The 21,041-nt window shown below is 67.6% G+C and carries 17 protein-coding genes; 5 read left to right on the top strand and 12 right to left on the bottom strand.

Going from position 1 to position 21,041, the window contains the following annotated elements:
* Positions 1-186 precede the first annotated feature (186 nt).
* The 10 genes from BRO63_RS20765 to BRO63_RS20810 all read right to left on the bottom strand — a co-directional run bounded on the left by BRO63_RS20765 (position 187) and on the right by BRO63_RS20810 (position 11,700).
* Entirely contained in the window at positions 187-1,728 is a 1,542-nt protein-coding gene (locus BRO63_RS20765) for a malonate--CoA ligase (RefSeq protein ID WP_088141610.1), read from the bottom strand.
* A 5-nt stretch (positions 1,729-1,733) separates the two neighbouring features.
* Positions 1,734-2,525: an enoyl-CoA hydratase/isomerase family protein gene (locus tag BRO63_RS20770; RefSeq protein WP_088141611.1), complete on the bottom strand. Its 792-nt coding sequence runs from the start codon at positions 2,523-2,525 to the stop codon at positions 1,734-1,736.
* A 45-nt stretch (positions 2,526-2,570) separates the two neighbouring features.
* Positions 2,571-3,902, bottom strand: a complete 1,332-nt coding sequence (locus BRO63_RS20775; RefSeq protein WP_179215166.1) for a malonyl-CoA decarboxylase domain-containing protein — start codon at positions 3,900-3,902, stop codon at positions 2,571-2,573.
* On the bottom strand, positions 3,853-4,605 hold the full coding sequence (locus BRO63_RS20780) for a GntR family transcriptional regulator (RefSeq protein ID WP_088141612.1): 753 nt from the start codon (positions 4,603-4,605) through the stop codon (positions 3,853-3,855). Before BRO63_RS20780 ends, BRO63_RS20775 begins: the two co-directional genes overlap by 50 nt.
* A 170-nt stretch (positions 4,606-4,775) precedes the next feature.
* The gene (locus BRO63_RS20785) at positions 4,776-5,546 is read right to left on the bottom strand and encodes a spermidine synthase (RefSeq protein WP_088141613.1); all 771 of its coding nucleotides are present in this window, start codon (positions 5,544-5,546) and stop codon (positions 4,776-4,778) included.
* Positions 5,547-5,579: 33 nt separating this feature from the next.
* On the bottom strand, positions 5,580-6,620 hold the full coding sequence (locus BRO63_RS20790) for an acyl-CoA dehydrogenase family protein (RefSeq protein ID WP_088141614.1): 1,041 nt from the start codon (positions 6,618-6,620) through the stop codon (positions 5,580-5,582).
* 5 nt (positions 6,621-6,625) lie between these two features.
* The gene (locus BRO63_RS20795; RefSeq protein WP_088141615.1) at positions 6,626-7,813 is read right to left on the bottom strand and encodes an acyl-CoA dehydrogenase family protein; all 1,188 of its coding nucleotides are present in this window, start codon (positions 7,811-7,813) and stop codon (positions 6,626-6,628) included.
* Positions 7,814-7,817: 4 nt separating this feature from the next.
* Positions 7,818-8,786, bottom strand: coding sequence for a Bug family tripartite tricarboxylate transporter substrate binding protein (locus tag BRO63_RS20800; RefSeq protein WP_088141616.1), 969 nt, complete (start codon positions 8,784-8,786; stop codon positions 7,818-7,820).
* A 29-nt stretch (positions 8,787-8,815) separates the two neighbouring features.
* Positions 8,816-10,900 (bottom strand): acetate--CoA ligase family protein, encoded by a 2,085-nt coding sequence (locus BRO63_RS20805; RefSeq protein WP_088141617.1) that lies wholly within the window; start codon positions 10,898-10,900, stop codon positions 8,816-8,818.
* The gene (locus BRO63_RS20810) at positions 10,897-11,700 is read right to left on the bottom strand and encodes an enoyl-CoA hydratase (RefSeq protein WP_088141618.1); all 804 of its coding nucleotides are present in this window, start codon (positions 11,698-11,700) and stop codon (positions 10,897-10,899) included. Before BRO63_RS20810 ends, BRO63_RS20805 begins: the two co-directional genes overlap by 4 nt.
* 112 nt (positions 11,701-11,812) lie before the next feature.
* Between BRO63_RS20810 and BRO63_RS20815 the strand changes: the two genes are divergently transcribed.
* Positions 11,813-12,583 (top strand): IclR family transcriptional regulator, encoded by a 771-nt coding sequence (locus BRO63_RS20815; protein WP_088141619.1) that lies wholly within the window; start codon positions 11,813-11,815, stop codon positions 12,581-12,583.
* A 63-nt stretch (positions 12,584-12,646) separates the two neighbouring features.
* Here the strand turns inward: BRO63_RS20815 and bktB are convergent, their stop codons facing one another.
* Positions 12,647-13,828, bottom strand: a complete 1,182-nt coding sequence (gene bktB / locus BRO63_RS20820) for a beta-ketothiolase BktB (protein ID WP_088141620.1) — start codon at positions 13,826-13,828, stop codon at positions 12,647-12,649.
* Between the two features lie 155 nt (positions 13,829-13,983).
* Between bktB and BRO63_RS20825 the strand changes: the two genes are divergently transcribed.
* Entirely contained in the window at positions 13,984-14,889 is a 906-nt protein-coding gene (locus BRO63_RS20825; protein WP_088141621.1) for a LysR family transcriptional regulator, read from the top strand.
* An 81-nt stretch (positions 14,890-14,970) separates the two neighbouring features.
* Positions 14,971-15,411 carry a CBS domain-containing protein gene (locus tag BRO63_RS20830; protein ID WP_088141622.1) on the top strand — a complete coding sequence of 147 codons (441 nt, stop codon included), beginning with the start codon at positions 14,971-14,973 and terminating at the stop codon, positions 15,409-15,411.
* 27 nt (positions 15,412-15,438) lie between these two features.
* On the opposite strand, the gene BRO63_RS20835 is transcribed toward BRO63_RS20830, so the two are convergent.
* Positions 15,439-16,203, bottom strand: coding sequence for a sulfite exporter TauE/SafE family protein (locus BRO63_RS20835; RefSeq protein WP_088141623.1), 765 nt, complete (start codon positions 16,201-16,203; stop codon positions 15,439-15,441).
* 285 nt (positions 16,204-16,488) lie between these two features.
* Between BRO63_RS20835 and BRO63_RS34525 the strand changes: the two genes are divergently transcribed.
* Entirely contained in the window at positions 16,489-18,117 is a 1,629-nt protein-coding gene (locus BRO63_RS34525; RefSeq protein WP_256943368.1) for an FxLYD domain-containing protein, read from the top strand.
* 219 nt (positions 18,118-18,336) lie between these two features.
* Complete coding sequence (acnB, locus tag BRO63_RS20850; protein ID WP_088141624.1) at positions 18,337-20,928, top strand: bifunctional aconitate hydratase 2/2-methylisocitrate dehydratase; 2,592 nt, start codon at positions 18,337-18,339, stop codon at positions 20,926-20,928.
* Positions 20,929-21,041 lie beyond the last annotated feature (113 nt).

Here is a 21,041-nt window from a genome sequence, read left to right on the forward strand (position 1 = left end):
ATTGTCTCCTCTAGCTGCAGCATGGGGACGGCGCGGTTGTGTGCGTCTCGTCTCTTTAAGTTCTTGTATGGAATGGGCTGCTGGGACCTGCGGTGTTTTCTTGGGGTGGACTCCTGAAAGAAGGCCGGCGCGGCGCGCCCGGCCGGAAAAGCCGCTCCCCCGGCGGGAAGCGGCCTAGGCTAAACGTCAGAGCGCCTTGTAGGTTTCGCGCAGCACGTTCTTCTGCACCTTGCCCATGGTGTTGCGCGGCAGCTCACCGATGATGTGCACCCGCTTGGGCACCTTGAAATTGGCGATGCGCGATTTCAGCTCGGCCTGCATGGCATCCGCGTCCAGCGCCACGCCATCCTTGGGCACCACCACCGCGACCACGGCCTCGCCGAAGTCTGCATGCGGCACGCCGATGACCGCCGATTCGGCCACGCCCGGCATGTCGTCGATCAGCGTTTCGATTTCCTTGGGGTACACGTTGAACCCGCCGGAAATGATCAGGTCCTTGCTGCGGCCGACGATGGACAGGTAGTCCGCGGGCACGTCGCGCCCGGCGGACTCGCCGCCCCAGCGACCCACGTCGCCGGTCTTGAACCAGCCGTCGGCGGTGAATTCCTCGGCGGTCTTTTCCGGCATGCGCCAGTAGCCCGAGAACACGTTCGGCCCGCGTACCTGCACATTGCCGATCTCGCCCGGCGCGAGCGCGATGCCGGCGTCGTCGACCACGCGCACCTGCACTTGCGGCAAGGCGCGGCCCACGGTGCCGGCCAAACGTTCGCCCAGCTTGGGATCGTAGGGGTTGGACGTGAGCATGACCGTCTCGCTCATGCCGTAGCGTTCCAGGATGGCGTGGCCGCTGCGCTGCTGGAAGTCCGAGAAGGTCTCGGCCAGGAGCGGCGCCGAGCCCGAAATGAAGAGCCGCATATTGGCGCAGGCGCCGCGGTTGAAACGCGGGTCGGCCAGCAGGCGCACGTAGTACGTCGGCACGCCCATCATCACAGTGCTCTGCGGCAGATAGTGCAGGGCCTGTTCGAGGTCGAGCTTGGGCAGCCAGATCATCCTGGCGCCGGCCAGCAAGGCGCCATGCGAGGCCACGAACAGGCCGTGCACGTGGAAGATCGGCAGCATGTGCAGCAGCACGTCGTCCGAACGCCAGCCCCAGTAATCGTGCAGCACACGGGCATTGGCGGCGAGATTGCCATGCGACAGCATCGCGCCCTTGCTGCGGCCGGTGGTGCCGGAGGTGTACAGGATGGCGGCCAGGTCGTCGGGCTTGCGCGCCACCGTCTTGAAGGTCTGCGGCAGGCCGCCGGCGGCATCCAGCAGCGTGCCGCTGCGGTCCTCGTCCAGCGTGTAAACATGCGCGGTGCCGGCCTTGTCGGCCGCGCGCCGGACCCACTCCAGGTTCTTGCTGGCGCAGACCACCACGGCCGGTTCGGCGTTGCCCAGGAAATACTCGATTTCCGATTCGCGGTAGGCGGTGTTCAGCGGCAGATACACCAGGCCGGCGCGCAAGGTGGCCAGGTACAGCAACAACGCTTCGGGCGACTTCTCGACCTGCACCGCCACGCGCGAACCCGCCGGCAAGTCCAGCGAGGTCAGCAGGTTGGCCAGGCACGCGGTGGCGCGATCGATGTCGTCCCAGGTGTATTGCAGGTCGGGCGTTTCCAGCGCGACTTTGCTGCGGTCTTTGGGAAAGCCGCCTTGCAGGACAGCGTATAGATTGGCGTTGCTCACCTTGTCTAGTCTCCGGAAAAGGAAGGGTCCACGCCGGCCAGGAAAGCGCGCACGCCCTCCTGGTGGTCCCGGCTGTCGGCGTACGAGAAATAATCCTGGTATTCGTCTTCGGTCAAGGCGCCGCCCGCGGCGAGCCTGCGCGACAGACGCTTGTTGATGCGGGCCGCCAGCGGCGCGCCAGCCGCGATGCGCTCGGCGCTGCGTTTGGCCGCGTCGGCCACCTGGTCGTCGGCGACGATGCGCGTCAGCAGGCCCAGTTCGCGGGCCTCGGTGGCGCCGAACACGCGGCCTTCGAGCAGGATGGCCAGGGTGGCGGCGCGTCCGACCAGAGCTAGCAGGCCGCTCATTTCGTCAGGCGCCATGGGGAATCCCAGGCGGTTGATCGGCACGCCGAAACGCGCGGATTCACCAGCGATCCGCAGATCGCACTGGCTGGCGATCTCAAGCCCCCCGCCCACGCATACGCCTTCGATCTGCGCCACGACCGGATGCGGACACAGGGCGACCGCCTGCAAGGCGGGCGCCAGCACCTCGCGGTGGTAGCGCTGCACGCCGGCCATGTCGCCGCGCTGCGCGGGGAATTCGCGGATGTCGGCGCCGGCGGCGAAATTGCCGCCCTCGCCGCGCACGATCACGCAACGCACGGCGTCGTCCTGCGCGATGCGGCCGAACACGTCCCGCAGTTCATGCCACATGCCCACCGTGATCGCGTTCAGGCGCCCCGGATGCGATAGCGTCACCCGGGCCAGATTGCCCTCGCGTTCCAGCAGCACGCGGCCGGCCACGTTGTCCGTCATGTCTCCTGCCCTCTTTCTTATGTTGTTGCGCCGCGGGCGCGACGCTTATGCCACGCGCCCCACACCGCGGCTGACCTGGGGCTTGCCCTCGCCCAACAGGGCCAGGTTGTCGTCCAGTTCGTCAAGGTCGTAAAGGTAGTTCACCATCAAGCCGCAGGATTGCTTGAGCCCCTTGGGCGAGGTATCCGCAGCCCAATTGAGCCGTTCGATGCGCGCGCCATTGCCCAGGTGGAAACGCGCCACCGCGTCCACCGGTATGCCGTTTTTCATGGACTGCAGATAATTGGCCGTCAGGCGGAAACCCGCGCGCTTGACCACATCCGCGGCCTTGCCCTGGGCCGCCTTGGCCAGGCGCGCGACCCAGCGCCGGCCGTCGGGCACGCCCTCGCGCTTGCGCGACTTGGCGCGCACCTTGTCCTCGCGCACGATGGCCTCCACCGCCTCGGCGTCCAGCTTGCCCAGCCAGTCGGCGAAGCCTGGGATGGGCGACAGCGTGGCGAAGGACTTCAGCTTGGGCAGTTCGTGCAGCAGCTGCTCGACCACGCGCTTGAGCAGGAAGTTGCCGAAGCTGATGCCCTTCAGGCCGGGCTGCGTGTTGGAGATGGAATAGAAGATGGCCCAGCGCGCCTTGTCCAGGTCCTGCGGCGGCAAGGTGCTGTCCAGCAGCACCTGCACGTTGTCGGCCATCTGGCTGGCGAAGGCCACTTCCACGAAGATGAGCGGCACGCCCGGCATCTGCGGATGGAAGTAGGCATAGCAGCGGCGGTCCGGCGAAACGCGGCGGCGCAGGTCGTCCCAGGAGGTGATTTCGTGCACGGCCTCGTAGAGGATCAGTTTTTCCAGCAGCGACGCCGGCGAATCCCAGGTCAGAGGGCGCAGTTCCAGCAGGCCCACGTCGAACCAGGCGGACAGCAGGCCTTCGAGGTCCTTGTCGAGCGTCTGGATGCCCGCCACCTGCTTGCGCCAGCGCAGCATGTCCGCGCGCAGTTCGACCAGGAAACGCAGGCCCTGGGGCTGGGCGTTGAAGCGCTTGAACAGGCGCGCGCCCTCGCCGCCGTCGCCCGCATAGCCGCCGCGCGCCTGCGCCAGCGCGGTCAGCATCAGCCGGCGGTCCTTGCCGTCCGCGGCGCTGTACTGTTCGCACCAGCGGCGCGCCAGCTTGTTGGCGGCCACGTCGGTCAGGCGCGCCTCGAACAGGCGCCGGACTTCGGATTCGCTGGGCAGCCGGCCGCGCTCCCATAGCTTGCCCAGGCGGGACATCAGGCCTGCGCTTTCGGCGGCGGCCGCCGCGGCACCGGCCGCCGCATCGACGGCATCGGCCTCGGGCTCAGGCGTGCGTGCGCCGCGCGCGGGTGCGAGATTGGCGGGTGCGGACATGGGCGGGCTCCTCGATGACGATGGGGTCGGACGGCGCCGCATCGGCGGCGTCCGCATGGCTCAATGCGCGCAGCGCTTCCAGCTGCCGCATCAGATGATTGTGCGCGAGCGCCTGCGCGGCCTCGCTGTCGTGCGCCTTGAGCGCTTCGAATATGGCCAGGTGCTCGGCGCAGGACTGCTGGATGCGGCCGGGCTGCGACAGGCTGCGGTGGCGCGACAGGCTCAGCACCTTGCGCAGATTGCCCACCATGTCCGACAGCCATTGGTTGCCGGCCAGGGCCTGCACCGCTTCGTGGATCAGGTAATTGGTCTTGTAGTAGGCGTCGATGCGGCCGGCCTGGGCGTGCCCCGCCAGCGCCGCGTGCAGCGGTTCGAGTTCGGCTAGCTGCGCATCGCTGGCCTTGCGCGCGGCCTCGAAGGCGCAGCGCCCTTCCAGCATGGCCATCAGCGGGAAGATGTCTTCCAGGTCTTGCGCCGAGAGTTCATTGACGAAGCAGCCGCGGCGCGGCTCCAGCCGCACCAGCCCTTCGGTGGCCAGCACCTTGAGCGCTTCGCGCAAGGGGGTGCGGGAGATGCCCAGCTCGCCCGCCAGGCGCAGTTCGTCTATCCATTCGCCGTTGCGCAGGGAGCGCGCATGGATCATGCCGCGCAGGCGATCCGCGACTTCCAGGTAGAGGGCTTGCCGGACGATCGGTAGGGTCATGGGTCAGCGGCCTGGACTGCACCGTAATTCATAATTATGAATAAGGCCATGATAGAGCTGGATGCGGGAAAAAGAAAACCCCTTGCGCCTCCGTGGCTACCCTAGGAATAAAAAAAGGGCCTCCGACATCCGGAGGCCCGTTGGTTCAACCCAAAAAACGGGGACAAAACTCAGAAGTGCAGCACCCCATCGACCGCGTGGCGGGTCAGCGAGCGGGCCCAGCGACGCGCCGGCAGGCCGTACTTGGCCTCCACCACCTCGGCGCGGGCCAGCAACTCGGCGGGAGTGACTTCCAGGCGCGGGCCGGAGAAGGCCAGCACGATCTGGTTGCCCGCCTCGACCTCGGGCAGCAGCACGATGCGGTCGTCGAAGGCCTTGGACAGGTTGTCGATGTTCTTGCCGAAGCTCTCGTGGCGGCCGAACAGGTTCACCGCCAGCACGCCGACCTCGCCCAGCACGCGGCGGCAGTCGCGATAGAACTTCACGCTGTCGCGCACCGGTCCTTCGGCCGAAGCGTCGTACAGATCCACCATCAGCACCGGGCAGCGCCCCGCGTTGAGCGGATCGGCCACCCAGGCGCCGGCGTCGGCGTGCTCGACATCCAGCCGGTTCGCGCCGGGCAGGCGGAAGAACATATGGCACGCCGCCGTCACCCGCGGATTCCATTCCACCGCCAGCAAGGGGCTGCGCGTGTGCTTCACGCAGTAGCGCGCCAGCGAGCCGGCGCCCAGGCCCAGCATGCCGATGGCTTCGTCCTTGGGCGGTTCCAGGAACAGCAGCCAGGCCATCATCTGGGCGGTGTACTCGAGCACCAGCTCCGACGGGTTCTTGATGCGCATGGCGCCCTGGACCCAGACGGTGTTGAAGTGCAGATAGCGGACGCCGTCCACTTCGGACAGGGTCGGCTGGTCCAGCTCGGAAGGAAAGTTCGATTTATGCATGGCGGCGATTGTAGGTCGGACGCCGCCTCTGCGTCAGGCGGCCAGGCGGCCGTCCCCGCTCTCCCAGATGCGTTCCAGCAGTTCCGCGCGGGACGTTTCGGCTTGCAGGCCGGCCGCCAGCCGCAGCACCCGCTTCAGGTAAAGGTGCGCATCGCACTCCCAGGTGACGCCCAAGGCGCCGTGGACCTGGATGGCGTTCTGCGCCGCGCGCCGGCCCGCCTCCACCGCAAGCAGTGGCGCGAACAGGCTGTCGCGTTGCGCCGAGGCAGCGCCCGCATCATGCGCGGCGACCGCCGCCACTCCCGCCAGCCTGGCGTCGTCCAGGGCCATCCAGTCTTCCGCCAGCCGATGCTTGATCGCCTGGTTGGCGCCGATGGCGCGGTCGAACTGACGGCGCTCGCGCGCATGGGCCGCCGCCATGTCCAACGCGGCCGAGGCCGCGCCCAGCAGTTCGGCCGAACGCAACAGGCGCAACCGAGTGCGCAGCCGTTCCCAGGCGCCCGATTCGACCTGCAGCTCCACGCGGTCCAACACCAGCGGGCAGCTCACGCGCGCCACAGGCATGGTCGGATCCAGCCCGGCAGAACCGGGCACGGGCGCCAGCAGTTCCAAGCTCAGGGCGGTAGCGCTTACGCGCCGCACGGCCAGGGCGCGCACGCCCTCGCCTGCGCCTTCGATGAAGGCCGATCCGTCGGGACGCAGGGTGGCGTCGGCAAAGTACGCGTCGCCCGCCATCACGGCGCCGGCCCATTGCGCGGCCGGTCCCGCCGCGCCCGCCGCGCAAAGTGTCGGCAGCACCGCCATGTTGGCCGCCAGAGGCAGGCTCAGCAGGTGCCGCCCGGCGGCTTCGGCGACGATCCAGGCCTCGCGCATGCCCAGCCCCAGTCCGTCCAACCCGGCCGGCGCCAGCAAGGCGGGCCAGCCCTGGGCCGCGATCTCGCGCCACTGCGCCAGGCGCGTTTCGCGGGATTTGCCGGCCGCGGCGCGGGCCGTGGCTGGCGGATGACGGTCGGCCAGAAAGCGCCGGGCCGCGTCGTCCAGCATGCGCTGGTCTTCGGTCGGATGCAGGTCCATGAGATTCAAGCCTTGGGCAGGCCGAGCATCTGCTCGGCGATGATATTGCGCTGGATTTCGGAAGTGCCGGCCAATATGGTCTCGGCGCGCGACCACAGGTAGGCGTGCGTCAGCTCGGCGGCAAGCGCGTCGGGCGCGTCGTCCGCCAGACAGGCATCCTCGCCCAGCAGTTGCAGCGACAATTCCAGCAGCCGCTGATGCGCTTCGCTCCAATGGATCTTGGTCGACGAGCCTTCGGGCCCCGGCGGATCGCCGCGCATCGCGCCAGCCAGCGCGCGCTGCGACTTCAGCGCCAGCACATGGCTGTCGGCCGCCAGCCGCGCCCATTGATGGCGCACCGCGGCCGAAGACGCCGGCACGTGGCCGTGGGCATCGGCGCGCAGCGCCAGTTCGCGCACCTGGCTCAGTTCCTGCGCGAAGCGCACCAGGCGCGGGATGAAGTAGGTGCCGCGCTCGAAGCTGGCCGCGGCCATGGCGATCCTCCAGCCCTGGTTCGGCTCACCCAGCAGGCAGTCTTCAGGCACGAACACGTCCTCGAAGAACACCTCGCAGAACTCGGCCTCGCCCGTGATCTGCCGGATCGGCTCAACCCGCACGCCCGGGCTGCGCAGGTCCACCAGCAGGAAACTCAGGCCCTTGTGCTTGGGGGCCTGCGCATCGGTGCGCGCCAGCACGAAGCACCACTGCGCGCGGTCGGCGAACGAGGTCCAGATCTTGTGGCCGTTCAAGCGCAAGCCGCCGGGCGCGGCCTCCGCCCGCGTGCGCACCGATGCCAGGTCGGAGCCGGCGCCCGGTTCCGAATAACCCTGGCACCAGACTTCGCGGTTGGACAGGATGCCGGGCAGAAAGCGCCGCTTCTGCGCCTCGGTGCCGAAATGCAGCAGGGTCGGCGCCAGAATGCCGTGGCCGATCAGGTTCACGCCCAGCGGCGCGCCGCAGCGCGCGTGCTCTTCGTGAAACACCGCCTGCCGCGACAGCGGCAGAGCGCGCCCCCCGTGCTCCTTGGGCCAGCCCAGCCCGGACCAGCCGTTGGCGCACAGGGTGTCTTCCCATGCCCGCCGGAAATCGAGGCTGCGCGGCTCGGCCCCGCCCGGCCAGTCCTTGACGAAACCGGCGTAGGCCGATGCCAGCCAGCCGCGCAGGTCCAGGCGGAATGCCTGGTCTTCCCGCGCGGCGCTTTCCAACTGCGTCATGCCATTACTCCAGGCGGATGTTCGAGTCGCGCGCGACCTTGGCCCAGGTGGTCACGTCCTGGCGGATGAAGGCGGCGAAAGTCTTGGGATCGCTGCCGATGATGTCCAGCCCCAGGCCGGTGAACTGCGCCTTGACGTCGGGCTGTTGCAGGATCTGCGCCAGGTTGCTGTAGATCTTGTCCACCACCGGCTGCGGCGTGCGCGCCGGCGCCACCAGGCCCAGCCACGGCATGGCGGAATAGCCCGGCAAGCCCGAGGCCGCGACGGTGGGCAGGTCCGGCACCGAGGCCGAGGGCTGGGCGGTGGTCACCGCCAGCACGCGCAGCTTGCCGTCCTTGACGAAGGGACCGGACGAGGCCCAGGCGTCGAACATGACCTGCAGGCGGCCCGCCACCAGATCGTTGAGCGCCGGCGCGCTGCCCTTGTACGGAATGTGCGTCATCTGCACGCCCGCCATGCTGTTGAAGAGTTCGGCCTCCAGATGGGTCGAGCTGCCGGTGCCGACCGAACCGTAGCTGACCTTGCCCGGGTTCGCCTTCAGATAGGCGATCAGCTCGCCCACGTTCTTGGCGGGCACCGAGGGATGCACTTCCAGCACGTGCACCACCGAGGCTACCTGGCTGATGGGCGCGAAGTCCTTGATCGGGTCGTAGTTCACCTTGGCGTAGATGCTGGGCGCGATGCCCAGCGACGACGCCGCCATCAGCAAGGTATAGCCGTCGGGCTCGGCGCGCGACACGTAGTCTGACGCGATCATGGTGCCGCCGCCCGGCTTGTTTTCCACGATCACCGGCTGGCCCAGCTTGCCGCTGAGCTTTTCCGCCAGCAGGCGGCTCATGATGTCGGTCGCGCCGCCCGGCGAGAACGGCACCACGATGCGTATCGGGCGGTTGGGATAGCTGTCCTGGGCCATCGCCTGGCCCGTGACGCCCATGCAAGCCAGCGCGACGCCGGCCAATAGTCTCTTCATCATGCTTGTCTCCTCCTGGGATGGATTGCGCGCTAGGCGCTACGGGTTGCGGGCAGGATCAGCGCGTCCAGTACCGCCACGCCCTGTCCCGCCTCTTTGATCAGCAATGGATTGACTTCGATTTCCGCCACATGCTCGGGCGCGGCAAGCAAGGCATTGCCCACCGCCACGATGCTGCGGCACGCGGCCGCCACGTCGGCTAGGGGCTTGCCGCGATAGCCGTCCAGCAACGCGTAGGCCTTGAGCTCCCGCAGCATTTGCAGCGCAATGTCCTCGTCCACTGGCAGCAGGCGGTGGCTGGTGTCCTGGTACAACTCGGTCAGCACGCCGCCCAGGCCCACGGTCAGCACCGGACCGAAGACGGGATCGCGCGTGGCGCCGACGATGATCTCGGCCACGCCGCGCTCCATCTTCTGCACCATCGCGCCGTCGATGCGCGCGTCCGGCTGCGCCGCGGCCGCGGCCCGCGTCACCTCGCCGTACGCGCGGCGCACGGCGTCGTCGTCGGCCAGGTTCAGCGCGACGCCGCCCGCCTCGGTCTTGTGGGCGATGTCGGCGCTCAGTATCTTCAGGGCCACCGGATATCCGGCCGCCCGCGCTTGCGCGACGGCTTCGTCCGCGGTCGCGGCCACGTTGATTCGCGCCTGCGGCAGTCCGAAAGCGGCCACGTAACCGCGAGCATCCGCTTCATTGCAGGGCAAGGCCGGCACCGCTGGCGCGTCCAGTTGTGGCGCCGCCGCGATGCGCTTGGCGCCGCGCGCCTCGCACCACAGCAGGTAGGGCGCCAGGGCGGCGACTGCCAGGCCCAAGTCCTCGAACACGGCCACCTCGGCGTCGCGCAAGGCGGCGCGGCTCTGCGCCAGGCCGGTATCGATGGCGACGAACAGCCGTTGATGGCGGCGCGACACGTCCGTCAGCGCGTCGGCCATGCGGTCCAGCATGTAGCCGGGCGCATACACGACGACCGCGTCGATCGCATCGGTCGTGGCCAGCGCTTCCAGCACGGTATGCACGAAGGCCGGATCGTTGACCACGTTGCCGGTCACGTCCACCGGATTGCCGACCATGCCGTAGTCGGGAATGCCGCCGCGCAGCACCGCCTGCAGTTCGGGCGGCAGGTCGGGCAGGTCCAGCCCCGCGCCGATGAACTTGTCCGCCAGGATCGCGCCCAGCGCGCCCGACATGGTCAGCACCGCGACGCGCTTGCCCGCCGTGCGGTGGCGTAGCGTGGCCAGGCTGGCCAGATGCGCCATCTGCGCGAAATCGGTGGCCTCGATCACATTCAATTGGCGGAAGGCCGCGCCGTACACGCGCCGGTCCCCGGCCAGCGCCGAGGTATGCGACTGCACCGCCTGCGCGCCCTTGTCCGTGGTGCCGGCCTTCAGCGCGATCAACAGCTTGCCCTGGCGTTCCAGTTCGCGGCAGGCGCGTATGAAGCGTTCGCCGTCGCGCAGCTGCTCGATGTAGCCCAGCACGATTTCCGTCTGCGGATCCGCCGCCAGGTACTCCAGGTATTGCGAAAAATCCAGGCAGGCTTCGTTGCCGGTGTTGATGAAATGCGAGAACGGCAGGTCCAGCCGGCGCGCAATCGCATACACCGCCGCGCACACGTTGCCGCTCTGCGTCAGCAGGCTGACCTTGCCCGGCCCCGTCTGCGCCGGCGCGGTCTTGAAGACCGAGGCGAACGCCGTGTAGGCCTGCGTGTTCAGGTTGGCGAAGCCCATGCAGTTCGGGCCGGCCACGGCCATGCCGCTTTCCGCCACGAAGGCCTCCAGCTCGTCCTGCAGGCGCGCGCCCTCGCCGCCCGCTTCGGCAAAGCCCGCGGCGTAGACGATGGCGGCGCGCACGCCCTTTGCGTGGCAGCGGCGCAGCATGGGCGTGACATCCGCGGCCGCGATCGCCAGCACCGCCAAGTCCACCGGCTCGGGCACGGATTCGATATCCGGCCAGCAGCGGCGGCCGAACACTTCCTGGTACTTCGGATTTACGGGATAGATGCCGCCCGCGTAACCGAAGCGGGTCAGCAGGTCCAGCGGCATGCCGCCGATGCGCCCGGCGTCGGCGCTGGCGCCGATCATCGCGATGGAGCGCGGGTTGAGCAAGGGGTCCAGAGTCATGCGGTCTCGCCCTTCTTATTACGCTGGATGGCCTGGGCCAAGCCGCGGTCGCGCACGGCCTGGAACTCTTCGCTCATGTGCGACAGCTGGTGCGTATCGAAATGCGCCGACAAGGCGGTGCGAAAGCCCTGCGCGTCGGCCGTGCGGTTCAGCGAGCGCTTGATGAGGCGCAGGCCGAAAGGCGGCGCCTGCGCGATGCGCTGCGCCAGCGCCAGGGTCGCGGCGTCCAGCTCGGCCTCGGGCACCACGCGGTTCACCATGCCGATGCGCAGCGCTTCCTGCGCGTCCACTTTTTCGCCCGTGTAGAGCATTTCCTTGGCCTTGCGCAGCCCCATGACCCAGGGATGGATCAGCACCTCGGTGGCGGCGGCCGCCAGCGTGTGGCCGACGGGATCCGAAAAATAGGCCGTGTCGGAACACACCACCAGGTCGCACATATTGGCGATCATGAAACCGCCTGCCACGCAGGCGCCCTGCACCTGCGCCACCGTCGGCTTGGGAAAGTCCCAGATGCGCATGCAATAGCCGTAGTAGCGGCGCGACTCGTAATCCCAGCGCTCCTCCACCGTGAAGTCGGCGCGCTTGGCCTGCGCTTCCTTCAGGTCATGGCCGGCGGAAAAGTGCGCGCCGCGTCCGGCCAGCACCACGACCCGCACCGAATCGTCCTGTTCGGCGCGCGTCAACGCGTCGTCCAGTTCGTCCAGCATCTGCTGGCTTTGGGCATTGCGCGCGGATTCGCGCGCCAGGCTGATGCGGCATACCGAGTCGTGCCGCTCGACGGCCAGGGTGGCGTATTCCATGGTCTCCTCGTCCTTGTTCTGCCGCGCCTTGAGAGGCGGCGCGGTCGACTGGATTGAATTAACGCACCTGGAATCCTAAAATACAAAATATTCAACTACTTTTTCCCACATTATGAACAACAGCGGTTCCACAGGCGGTACTCAGAGCATGCGGCGCGCCCTGGGCCTGCTGCGCGTGCTGGCGCAGCATCAGGAAGAAGGCATAGATCTGCAAGGCGTCATGGCCGAGGCCGGGCTGGAACGCTCCACCGCGCACCGGCTGCTCAGTTGCCTGCTGGAAGAGCAGTTCGCCGAGCGCGATGCCACGACCCGGCGCTATCGTCTGGGCGTGGATTCCATGCAACTGGGATTCGCGGCGTTGCGGCGCACGCCGCTGCTGGACGCGCTGCGTCCATTCGCGCAGAAGCTCGCGCGCCTGTCGGGCGACACGGTGTTCCTGGTGATACGCCAGGGCGACTACGCCCTGTGCCTGCTGCGCGAGGCGGGTTCATTCCCCGTCAAGGTGTTTACCATCGACCAGGGCGAGCGGCGCCTGCTGGGCGTGGGCGCGGGCGGACTGGCGCTGATGGCCACGCTGCCCGACGAAGAAATCGCCGCGCTGTATGCGCGGCATGCCGCGACCTACGCGCAGATCGGCGCATCCAGCGCCGCCCTGATGAAATCGGTCAGGCAGGCGCGCGCCTCGGGCTATTCAGAGATCGTCGACACCATCACGCCCGGCGTGTCGGGCGTGGGCGCGGCGTTCCGCGTGTCGGAACTGACCTGGGTGGCTTTCAGCTTCGGCGCGATCAGCAGCCGGCTGGACGCGCCGCGGCGGGCGCAGATGGGCGCGCTGCTGCGCGCCGAATGCCAGGCGTGGGCCCAGGACTACCTCGAAAAATAAAGCCCCCTCGCGCAGCGAGGGGGCTGACTAGCGACTGGGCGCTCCAGGGCGCCCCCTGGCGCTTCAGATCCGCTCGAAGATGGCGGCGATACCCTGGCCGCCGCCGATGCACATGGTCACCAGCGCGTAGCGCCCGCCCACGCGCTGCAGTTCGTGCAGCGCCTTGACGGTGATGATCGCGCCGGTGGCGCCGATGGGGTGACCCAGGCCGATGCCGCTGCCGTTGGGGTTCACCTTGGCCGGATCCAGCTTCAGTTCGCGCGACACGGCGCATGCCTGCGCGGCGAACGCTTCGTTGGCTTCGATCACGTCCAGCTGGTCCACGGTCAGGCCCGCGCGCTTGAGCGCGGCCTGCGTGGCCGGCACCGGACCGATGCCCATGATGTTGGGATCCACGCCCGCGTGGGCATAGGCCACCAGGCGCGCCAGCGGCTTGACGCCGCGCTTGGCCGCGACCGAGGCGTTCATCAGCACCACCGCGCCCGCGCCGTCGTTCAGGCCCGAGGCGTTGCCCGCCGTGACGGTGCCGTTTTCCTTCTGGAATACGGCCTTCAAGCTGGCAAGGTTTTCGGCCGTGACGTCGCGGCGCACGTGCTCATCGGTGTCGAACACCACTTCGCCCTTGCGCGACTTCATCACCACCGGCACGATCTGGTCGCGGAAGTAGCCGGCGTCGATGGCGGCCGCGGCGCGGCGATGCGATTCCGCGGCCACGGCGTCCTGGTCCTGGCGGCTGATGCCGAACTTGGCCGCCACGTTCTCGGCGGTCACGCCCATGTGCATGCGGCCGAATGGATCCGACAGCGCGCCGGTCATCATGTCCAGCATCACGCTGTCGCCCATGCGCGCGCCCCAGCGCTGCGCCGGCGCGATGTACGGCGCGCGGCTCATGCTTTCGGCGCCCGCGCCGACGGCGATTTCAGCGTCGCCCAGCATGATGGTCTGCGCGGCCGACACGATGGCCTGCAGGCCGGAACCGCAAAGGCGGTTGACGTTGAAGGCGGGGGTTTCCTTGGCGATGCCGGCGTTCATCGCCGCCACGCGCGACAGGTACATGTCGCGGGGTTCGGTGTTGATGACGTGGCCCACGGCGACGTGGCCGACCTCATCGCCCTTGACGGCGGCGCGTTCCAGCGCGGCCTTGATGACGGTTGCGCCCAGATCGCACGGCGGCACGTCTTTCAGCGCGCCCCCGAAATCGCCGATGGCGGTGCGGACGGCGGACGCGACGATGACTTCATTCATGGTGTTTCCTCCTTGTAATGCGTTCCATCATACCGCCGCCGTCTTGTGCCCGGGGCTTGCGCGGCATGACTGCCCGATACCGAAGGGATAGCACCAATATCCCTATCGATACGAACTTCATATCATCCATGCCCACCGCCATCCGGAGCGCCCCCATGGATTTCCGTCATCTGCAGCAGTTCCTGGTCTTGGCCGAAACGTTGAATTTCCACCGCGCGGCCGAAAAACTGCACATGTCGCAGCCGCCCCTGTCCGTCTCGATACGCAAGCTCGAAGAGATGGTGGGCGTGCCGCTATTCCTGCGCGGCCGCCAGGGCGTAAAACTCACCGAGGCGGGCCTGGCCGCGCTGGACGAGGCCCGCCGCGCCCTGTTCCATGCCGAGCAATTCCGGCAGGCGGCGCGCGCCGGCGCCGCGGGCGAAGGCGGCACCGTGCGCATCGGTTTCGTGGGCTCGGCCACGCACGGCGTGCTGCCGCGCATCCTGCCGCCGTTCCGGCAGCGCTATCCCGGCGTCACCGTGGTGCTGCGCGAAGCCACTTCCATACGCATCATGCAGGAACTCGAGGAAGACACGCTGGAGATCGGCATCGTGCGCGTGCCGGTGGCGATGGGATCGAACGTGCGGCTTGCGCCGCTGACGACCGAGAACTTCGCGCTGGCCGTGCCCAAGACGCATCCGCTGGCGCGGCGCGGCCGTATCCGCCTGGCGGACCTGGCCGACGAAGCCTTCATCATGTACACCGCCACCGAGGCCGCCGGCCTGCGCATGGCCGCCATCAACGCCTGCCAGCTGCGCGGCTTCACGCCCCGCATCACACAGGAAGCGGTGCAAGTGCAGACGCTGCTCAGCCTGGTGGAAAGCGGCCTGGGCGTGGCCCTGGTGCCGGCCGGCGGCCGGCGCCTTCCGGGCACCAATGTCGTCTACAAGACGCTGGCCGATTTTCCCGCCGATGCAACGATCGGCATTTCGCTGGCGTGGAATCCCGCCACCGAGCGCAGCGCCACGCGCAACCTGCGCGAAATGGCCAGCCAGGCGTTCCGGGACAAGGCGGTGAAATAAGCGCCGCGCTTGCGGCAACACCGCCGCCAGGCTTAGGATGGAGCTTGGGTTTTATCCTCACCAGCGATACGGGAGCGCATCGTGAAGACAGTTGCTGAGATACTCAGGGAAAAAGCCAATCATTCCGTCGTGACGGTTTCGCCCGACGCCTCGGTGTTCGAAGCCGTCAGGATCATGGCGGAACGCAGCATCGGCGCCGTGGTGGTGGTCCAGGGCGACGAAGTGCTGGGCATGCTGACCGAGCGCGATTACGCCCGCAAGATCGTGCTGCAGGACCGCTCCTCGCGCACCACGAAAGTGCGGGACATCATGACCGATTCCGTCTACTACGTCGGCCGCACGGATACGCGCGAGCACTGCATGGCGATGATGACGGAACGCCACTTCCGTCATCTGCCTGTCATCGAAGACGGCAAACTGATCGGCCTGCTCTCCATCGGCGACCTGGTCAAGGACGTCATGAGCGAACAGAAGTTCATCATCCACGAACTCGAACGCTACATCACCGGCGAACGCGGCTGACGCCGCGTCATCCACGCGGACTCGCGGCTAGCCGGCCGCGAGCGTCCTGAATGCCGGCACGATCAAACCCATGCCGGCCGCCAGCAGCAGCACGAACACCATGCGCTTGACGGTCTTCATCGAGCCAGCCGTGCTGTAGCGGCGCGCCACCCAGGTGACGCCGATCACAACCGGCAGCGCCAGCAGACTCAGCCAGAACGACGAGGCCATGAAGGCCCCCTGCCCGGTCACGAGCGCCAGGCGCACGACCGCATTGAGCGAGAACAGGATGAGCAGGCTGTTGCGGATGGCGGCCAGCGGCAGGGGTTGGCGGTACAGGTGATAGACCATGGGCGGCCCGGCGCTGGAAAACAATCCGCCCAGCACGCCCGAAATCGCCCCGAAGAACACGAACGAACCGCGCGAGGACACGCGCGCCAGCGGCTGCGCGCGGGCAATCAGCAACACCGCGCAGCCCAGGATGGTGCAGCCCAGAAGCAGCTGCAGCAGCACGCTCATGGAACCGCTGATCCAGGCCAGCGCCGCCACGCCCGCCCCCACGCCGATCAGGCTGCTGGCCATGGCGGGCCGCATCAGCGACCAGTTCACCTGGGGCTTGGCGCGCGCCAGCGTCACCGCCGCGTTCACCAGCGACAGCACGCTGACCACGTTGGCCACTTCGGACACCGACGCCAGCTGGAACACGCCCGACAGGCCCAGCAGCACCAGCCCGAAGGCGAAGCCCGTCATGGTCTGCGCATAGGTGGCGAGCGCCACGCAGGCGAGGAACAGCAAATATTGGGAAATGCTCATGCTAGTGGGTAGAGCCTGACCTGCCTCGGCTCTGCCCGGGGCGGCGCGTTGCGCGGCACGGGAGCGGATCGACGGGGAACAGCGTAAGGGATTTCGGATCTGATTTTTCCGCCGGCGATGATAGCACCGGCAAGCCCAATAACACATTTGGTCACAAACAGATGCGCTCGTGCACCATGCCTCCCACCCCCTGCCGCTATCCTTGCCGCCCTGTAAATCCCTTGCGCCTTGCTCCCGCCGCGCCATCCGCCGCGCCGTCTGGATCCGGCGTGCACGGCTGCGAGAATGACGCCCAAACAGACCACGATCAATACGGTGACGCTGACCTGCTCGACCTGCGGCAGCGCCCAATTCACCAAGCTGGACACCAACGAATACCGCTGCAGCCATTGCCACGCGGTCACGCTGGTCGAAGACAACGTCGCGCAAAGGCTGGAGAAGATCCTGCGCGGGATGCAGCAGCCGGCGCCCAAGCCGCAGCTCGGCCCGCGCGCCATCGCGGCGATCGCGGTCGCCGTCGCCGCCGTGTTCGTGGTTCCGCTGGCCGCCTCCCTGCTCGGTTCCAAGCCGACCGTCACGCGGCAGCCGCCGGCGCCCCCTCCCATCGACGCCTCGCTGGTCAAGCTGACGGACGTGCAGGAAATCCGGGTCCGCGACCGCACGCAGCTGGTCATGATCATGCGCAACGAGACCGGCAGGAAGATCGAGGTGCCGCGCGTCACGGCTTCGTTCTTCCAGGGCGAACTGTCGTTGCCGTCGAATTCCGGATCGGCGCCGGCGCGCTCGCTGCAACCGGGCGAATACACCCCCGTCACGATCTCCACGCCCAGCCAGGCCTACAGCCGCTACACCTTGCAGGTGTCCCAGCCGTCGCTGGCGCGGGGCAAGAACAACGACGTGGTCGCCAGCAAGGTGCAATTGGTGCGCAACGACGGCGCCTACCGCCTGGTCGGCCTGTTGAAGAACAACGGCGCCAACGAGGCCAACAGCAGCCAGATCACGGTGATGCTGTACGGCGAGGACGGCAAGCTGATCGGCACGGCCAATGGCTACGGCGCCGCCAGCCCGCTGGCGCCGAATGCGCTGACCTCGTTCGACGCGCGCGGCGAGATGCTGGCCGAAGGCCGGGTCGCGTCCTACGACTATATGGTGCAAAGCGAAGACCATGCCGCCATGCCCGCCGCGTCCAAGGAAGAAGCGCCGCCCAGCCGCATCGTGCGCGTCAGCCCGGCCGATGTGCGCGTCATCGAACATGTGCGCCTGACCACCGAGGAACTGCTGGATCCGGACTTCGCCCTGTTCGACGCCAGCGCGCTCAAGCTGTCCGCGCCGCGCCGCCTGCTCGACGAGATCGAGCGCCCGATCCTGTACGCCGAGCTGGTCAACACCAGCGACCAGTACGTCGTCCTGTCGCCGAAGGCGGATATCTCGCTGTTCGACGGTTCCCGCCGGCTGGACGTCCGCCAGGCCTGGAGCCTGCCAGCCCGCCTGTATCCCGGCGAACGGGTGCCGGTGGCCCTGACCGGCCGCATCGACCGCTACACCGAGGCCAAGACCGACTGGCTGCCCGCCAAGCGCGCCGCCCTGCCCGGCCCCCGCCCCAAGCTGGCGGTCACGGTCGAGAACACCGAGGCCCAGGTCGGGACCGGCACCCTGAACTTCAGCTACCGCTTCCGCTACAAGTACGTGACCGTGCACGGGCGCGTACGCAACGACAGCCAGGCCGAGGTCGAAAACGTCAAGGTCTGGGTCAGCCTGTACGACGCCCAGGACAAGCTGACCGGCGCGGCCTACCAGGAACTGCGGCTGCCCAAGCTCAAGCCGGAGGAAAGCGCGCCGTTCCAGGTTGACGTGAAGCAGTACGGCGGCAATTTCGCGCGGGTGGGCGTGGTTTACGACGCCGGACCGCGCTAGGCCGTCCCGCCGGGCGTGCCCCTGCGCGCGCCCGGACTCCCCCGGCAGGCCCGTACCCGCAGCCCCCCTCAGCCGGCTGCGCCGCCTGCGCGTCGCCCTTAAGCAACAGCTATGGCCTCAAGTCTTATATAAGATATAAGACATTTGCTTGCGTCCCCCTGTTACCTCTACAATCCGGCCAACAACCCTTCTTCCAACCCGACTTTGAGCAGGCCTCACATGCTGGATAACTACCGCCAACACGTTGCCGAACGCGCGGCTCTGGGGATCCCCCCGCTGCCCCTTACGGCCAAACAAACCGCTGAACTGATCGAACTGCTCAAGAACCCGCCCGCTGGCGAAGAGCAGAACCTGGTCGAGCTGCTGACCCACCGCGTGCCGGCCGGCGTGGACGACGCCGCCAAGGTCAAGGCTTCGTACCTGGCCGCCGTGGCGCTGGGCAAGGAAGCTTGTGCGCTGATCAGCCGCGCCAAGGCGACTGAACTGCTCGGCACCATGCTGGGCGGCTACAACATTGGCCCGCTGGTCGACCTGCTGGACGACGCTGAAATCGGCACCATCGCCGCCGATGCGCTGAAGAAGACCCTGTTGATGTTCGACGCCTTCCACGACGTGAAGGAAAAGGCGGACAAGGGCAACGCCAACGCCAAGTCTGTGATGCAAAGCTGGGCCGACGCCGAATGGTTCACCAGCCGTCCGGAACTGCCGCAAAGCCTGACGATCACCGTCTTCAAGGTGCCCGGCGAAACCAACACCGACGACCTGTCGCCGGCTCCCGACGCCACCACCCGCCCCGACATCCCGATGCACGCCCTGGCGATGCTGAAGAACAAGCGCGACGGCGCCGCGTTCGAACCGGAAGAAGACGGCAAGCGCGGCCCGGTCAAGTTCATCGAATCCCTGAAGGAAAAGGGCCACCTGGTCGCCTACGTGGGCGACGTGGTCGGCACGGGTTCGTCGCGCAAGTCGGCCACCAACTCGGTGCTGTGGTTCACCGGCGAAGACATCCCCTTCGTGCCGAACAAGCGTTTCGGCGGCGTGTGCCTGGGCAACAAGATCGCTCCGATCTTCTACAACACCATGGAAGACGCCGGCGCCCTGCCGATCGAACTCGACGTTTCCAAGATGGAAATGGGCGACGTGGTCGAACTGCGCCCCTATGACGGAAAGGCTCTGAAGAACGGCGAAGTCATCGCCGAATTCGAAGTGAAGTCCGACGTGCTGTTCGACGAAGTGCGCGCCGGCGGCCGCATTCCGCTGATCATCGGCCGCGGCCTGACCGCCAAGGCGCGCGAAGCGCTGGGCCTGCCGGCCTCGACGCTGTTCCGCCTGCCCAAGGATCCGGCCGATACCGGTAAGGGTTACACCCTGGCCCAGAAGATGGTCGGCCGCGCCTGCGGCATGCCGGAAGGCCGCGGCATCCGCCCGGGCACCTACTGCGAACCGAAGATGACCTCGGTCGGCAGCCAGGACACCACCGGCCCCATGACCCGCGACGAACTGAAGGACCTGGCCTGCCTGGGCTTCTCGGCCGACCTGGTGATGCAGTCGTTCTGCCACACCGCCGCCTACCCGAAGCCCGTGGACGTCAAGACGCACCACACGCTGCCGGAATTCATCAGCACCCGCGGCGGCGTCTCGCTGCGCCCGGGCGACGGCGTGATCCACTCGTGGCTCAACCGCATGCTGCTGCCCGACACCGTCGGCACCGGCGGCGACTCGCACACCCGCTTCCCCATCGGCATCTCGTTCCCGGCCGGTTCGGGCCTGGTCGCCTTTGCCGCCGCCACCGGCGTGATGCCGCTGGACATGCCGGAATCGGTGCTGGTCCGCTTCAAGGGCAAGCTGCAGCCCGGCGTGACCCTGCGCGACCTGGTCAACGCGATCCCGCTGTACGCCATCAAGCAAGGCCTGCTGACGGTCGCCAAGCAAGGCAAGAAGAACATCTTCTCCGGCCGCATCCTCGAAATCGAAGGCCTGCCCGACCTGAAGGTCGAACAAGCCTTTGAACTGTCGGACGCTTCCGCCGAACGTTCGGCCGCCGGCTGCTCGGTGTTCCTGAACAAGGAACCGATCATCGAGTACATCAACAGCAACATCGTGATGCTGAAGTGGATGATCGCCAACGGCTACGAAGACGAGCGCACGCTGGGCCGCCGCATCAAGGCCATGGAAGCCTGGCTGGCCGACCCCAAGCTGCTGGAGCCGGACGCCGACGCCGAGTACGCCGCCGTGATCGAGATCGACCTGGCCGACGTGCACGAGCCCATCGTGGCCTGCCCGAACGACCCGGACGACGTGAAGACGCTGTCGGAAGTCGCCGGCGCCAAGATCGACGAAGTGTTCATCGGCAGCTGCATGACCAACATCGGCCACTTCCGCGCAGCCTCCAAGCTGCTGGAAGGCAAGCGCGACATCCCGGTCAAGCTGTGGGTCGCCCCGCCGACCAAGATGGACGCCACGCAACTGACCGAGGAAGGCCATTACGGCGTGTTCGGCACCGCCGGCGCCCGCACGGAAATGCCGGGCTGCTCGCTGTGCATGGGCAACCAGGCACAGGTGCGCGAAGGCGCGACCGTGATGTCGACCAGCACCCGCAACTTCCCCAACCGCCTGGGCAAGAACACCAACGTGTACCTGGGTTCGGCCGAACTGGCCGCCATCTGCTCGAAGCTGGGCCGCATCCCGACCAAGGACGAGTACATGGCCGACATGGGCGTCATCAACAAGAGCGGCGACCAGATCTACCAGTACCTGAACTTCGACAAGATCGCCGACTACAAGGACGTCGCTGACGTCATCGAAGTCTAAGCATCACGGGCAGCGCAGCCTGGCTGCATTGCCTGCAAGACGGCCCCGGAGCGATCCGGGGCCGTTTTTCTTTGCCTGGCGCATGCGGCATGGGTCGGAGAATTTCAGGGACG

It is taken from the genome of Achromobacter xylosoxidans, assembly GCF_002192695.1.
Lineage (GTDB): Bacteria > Pseudomonadota > Gammaproteobacteria > Burkholderiales > Burkholderiaceae_B > Achromobacter > Achromobacter xylosoxidans_C.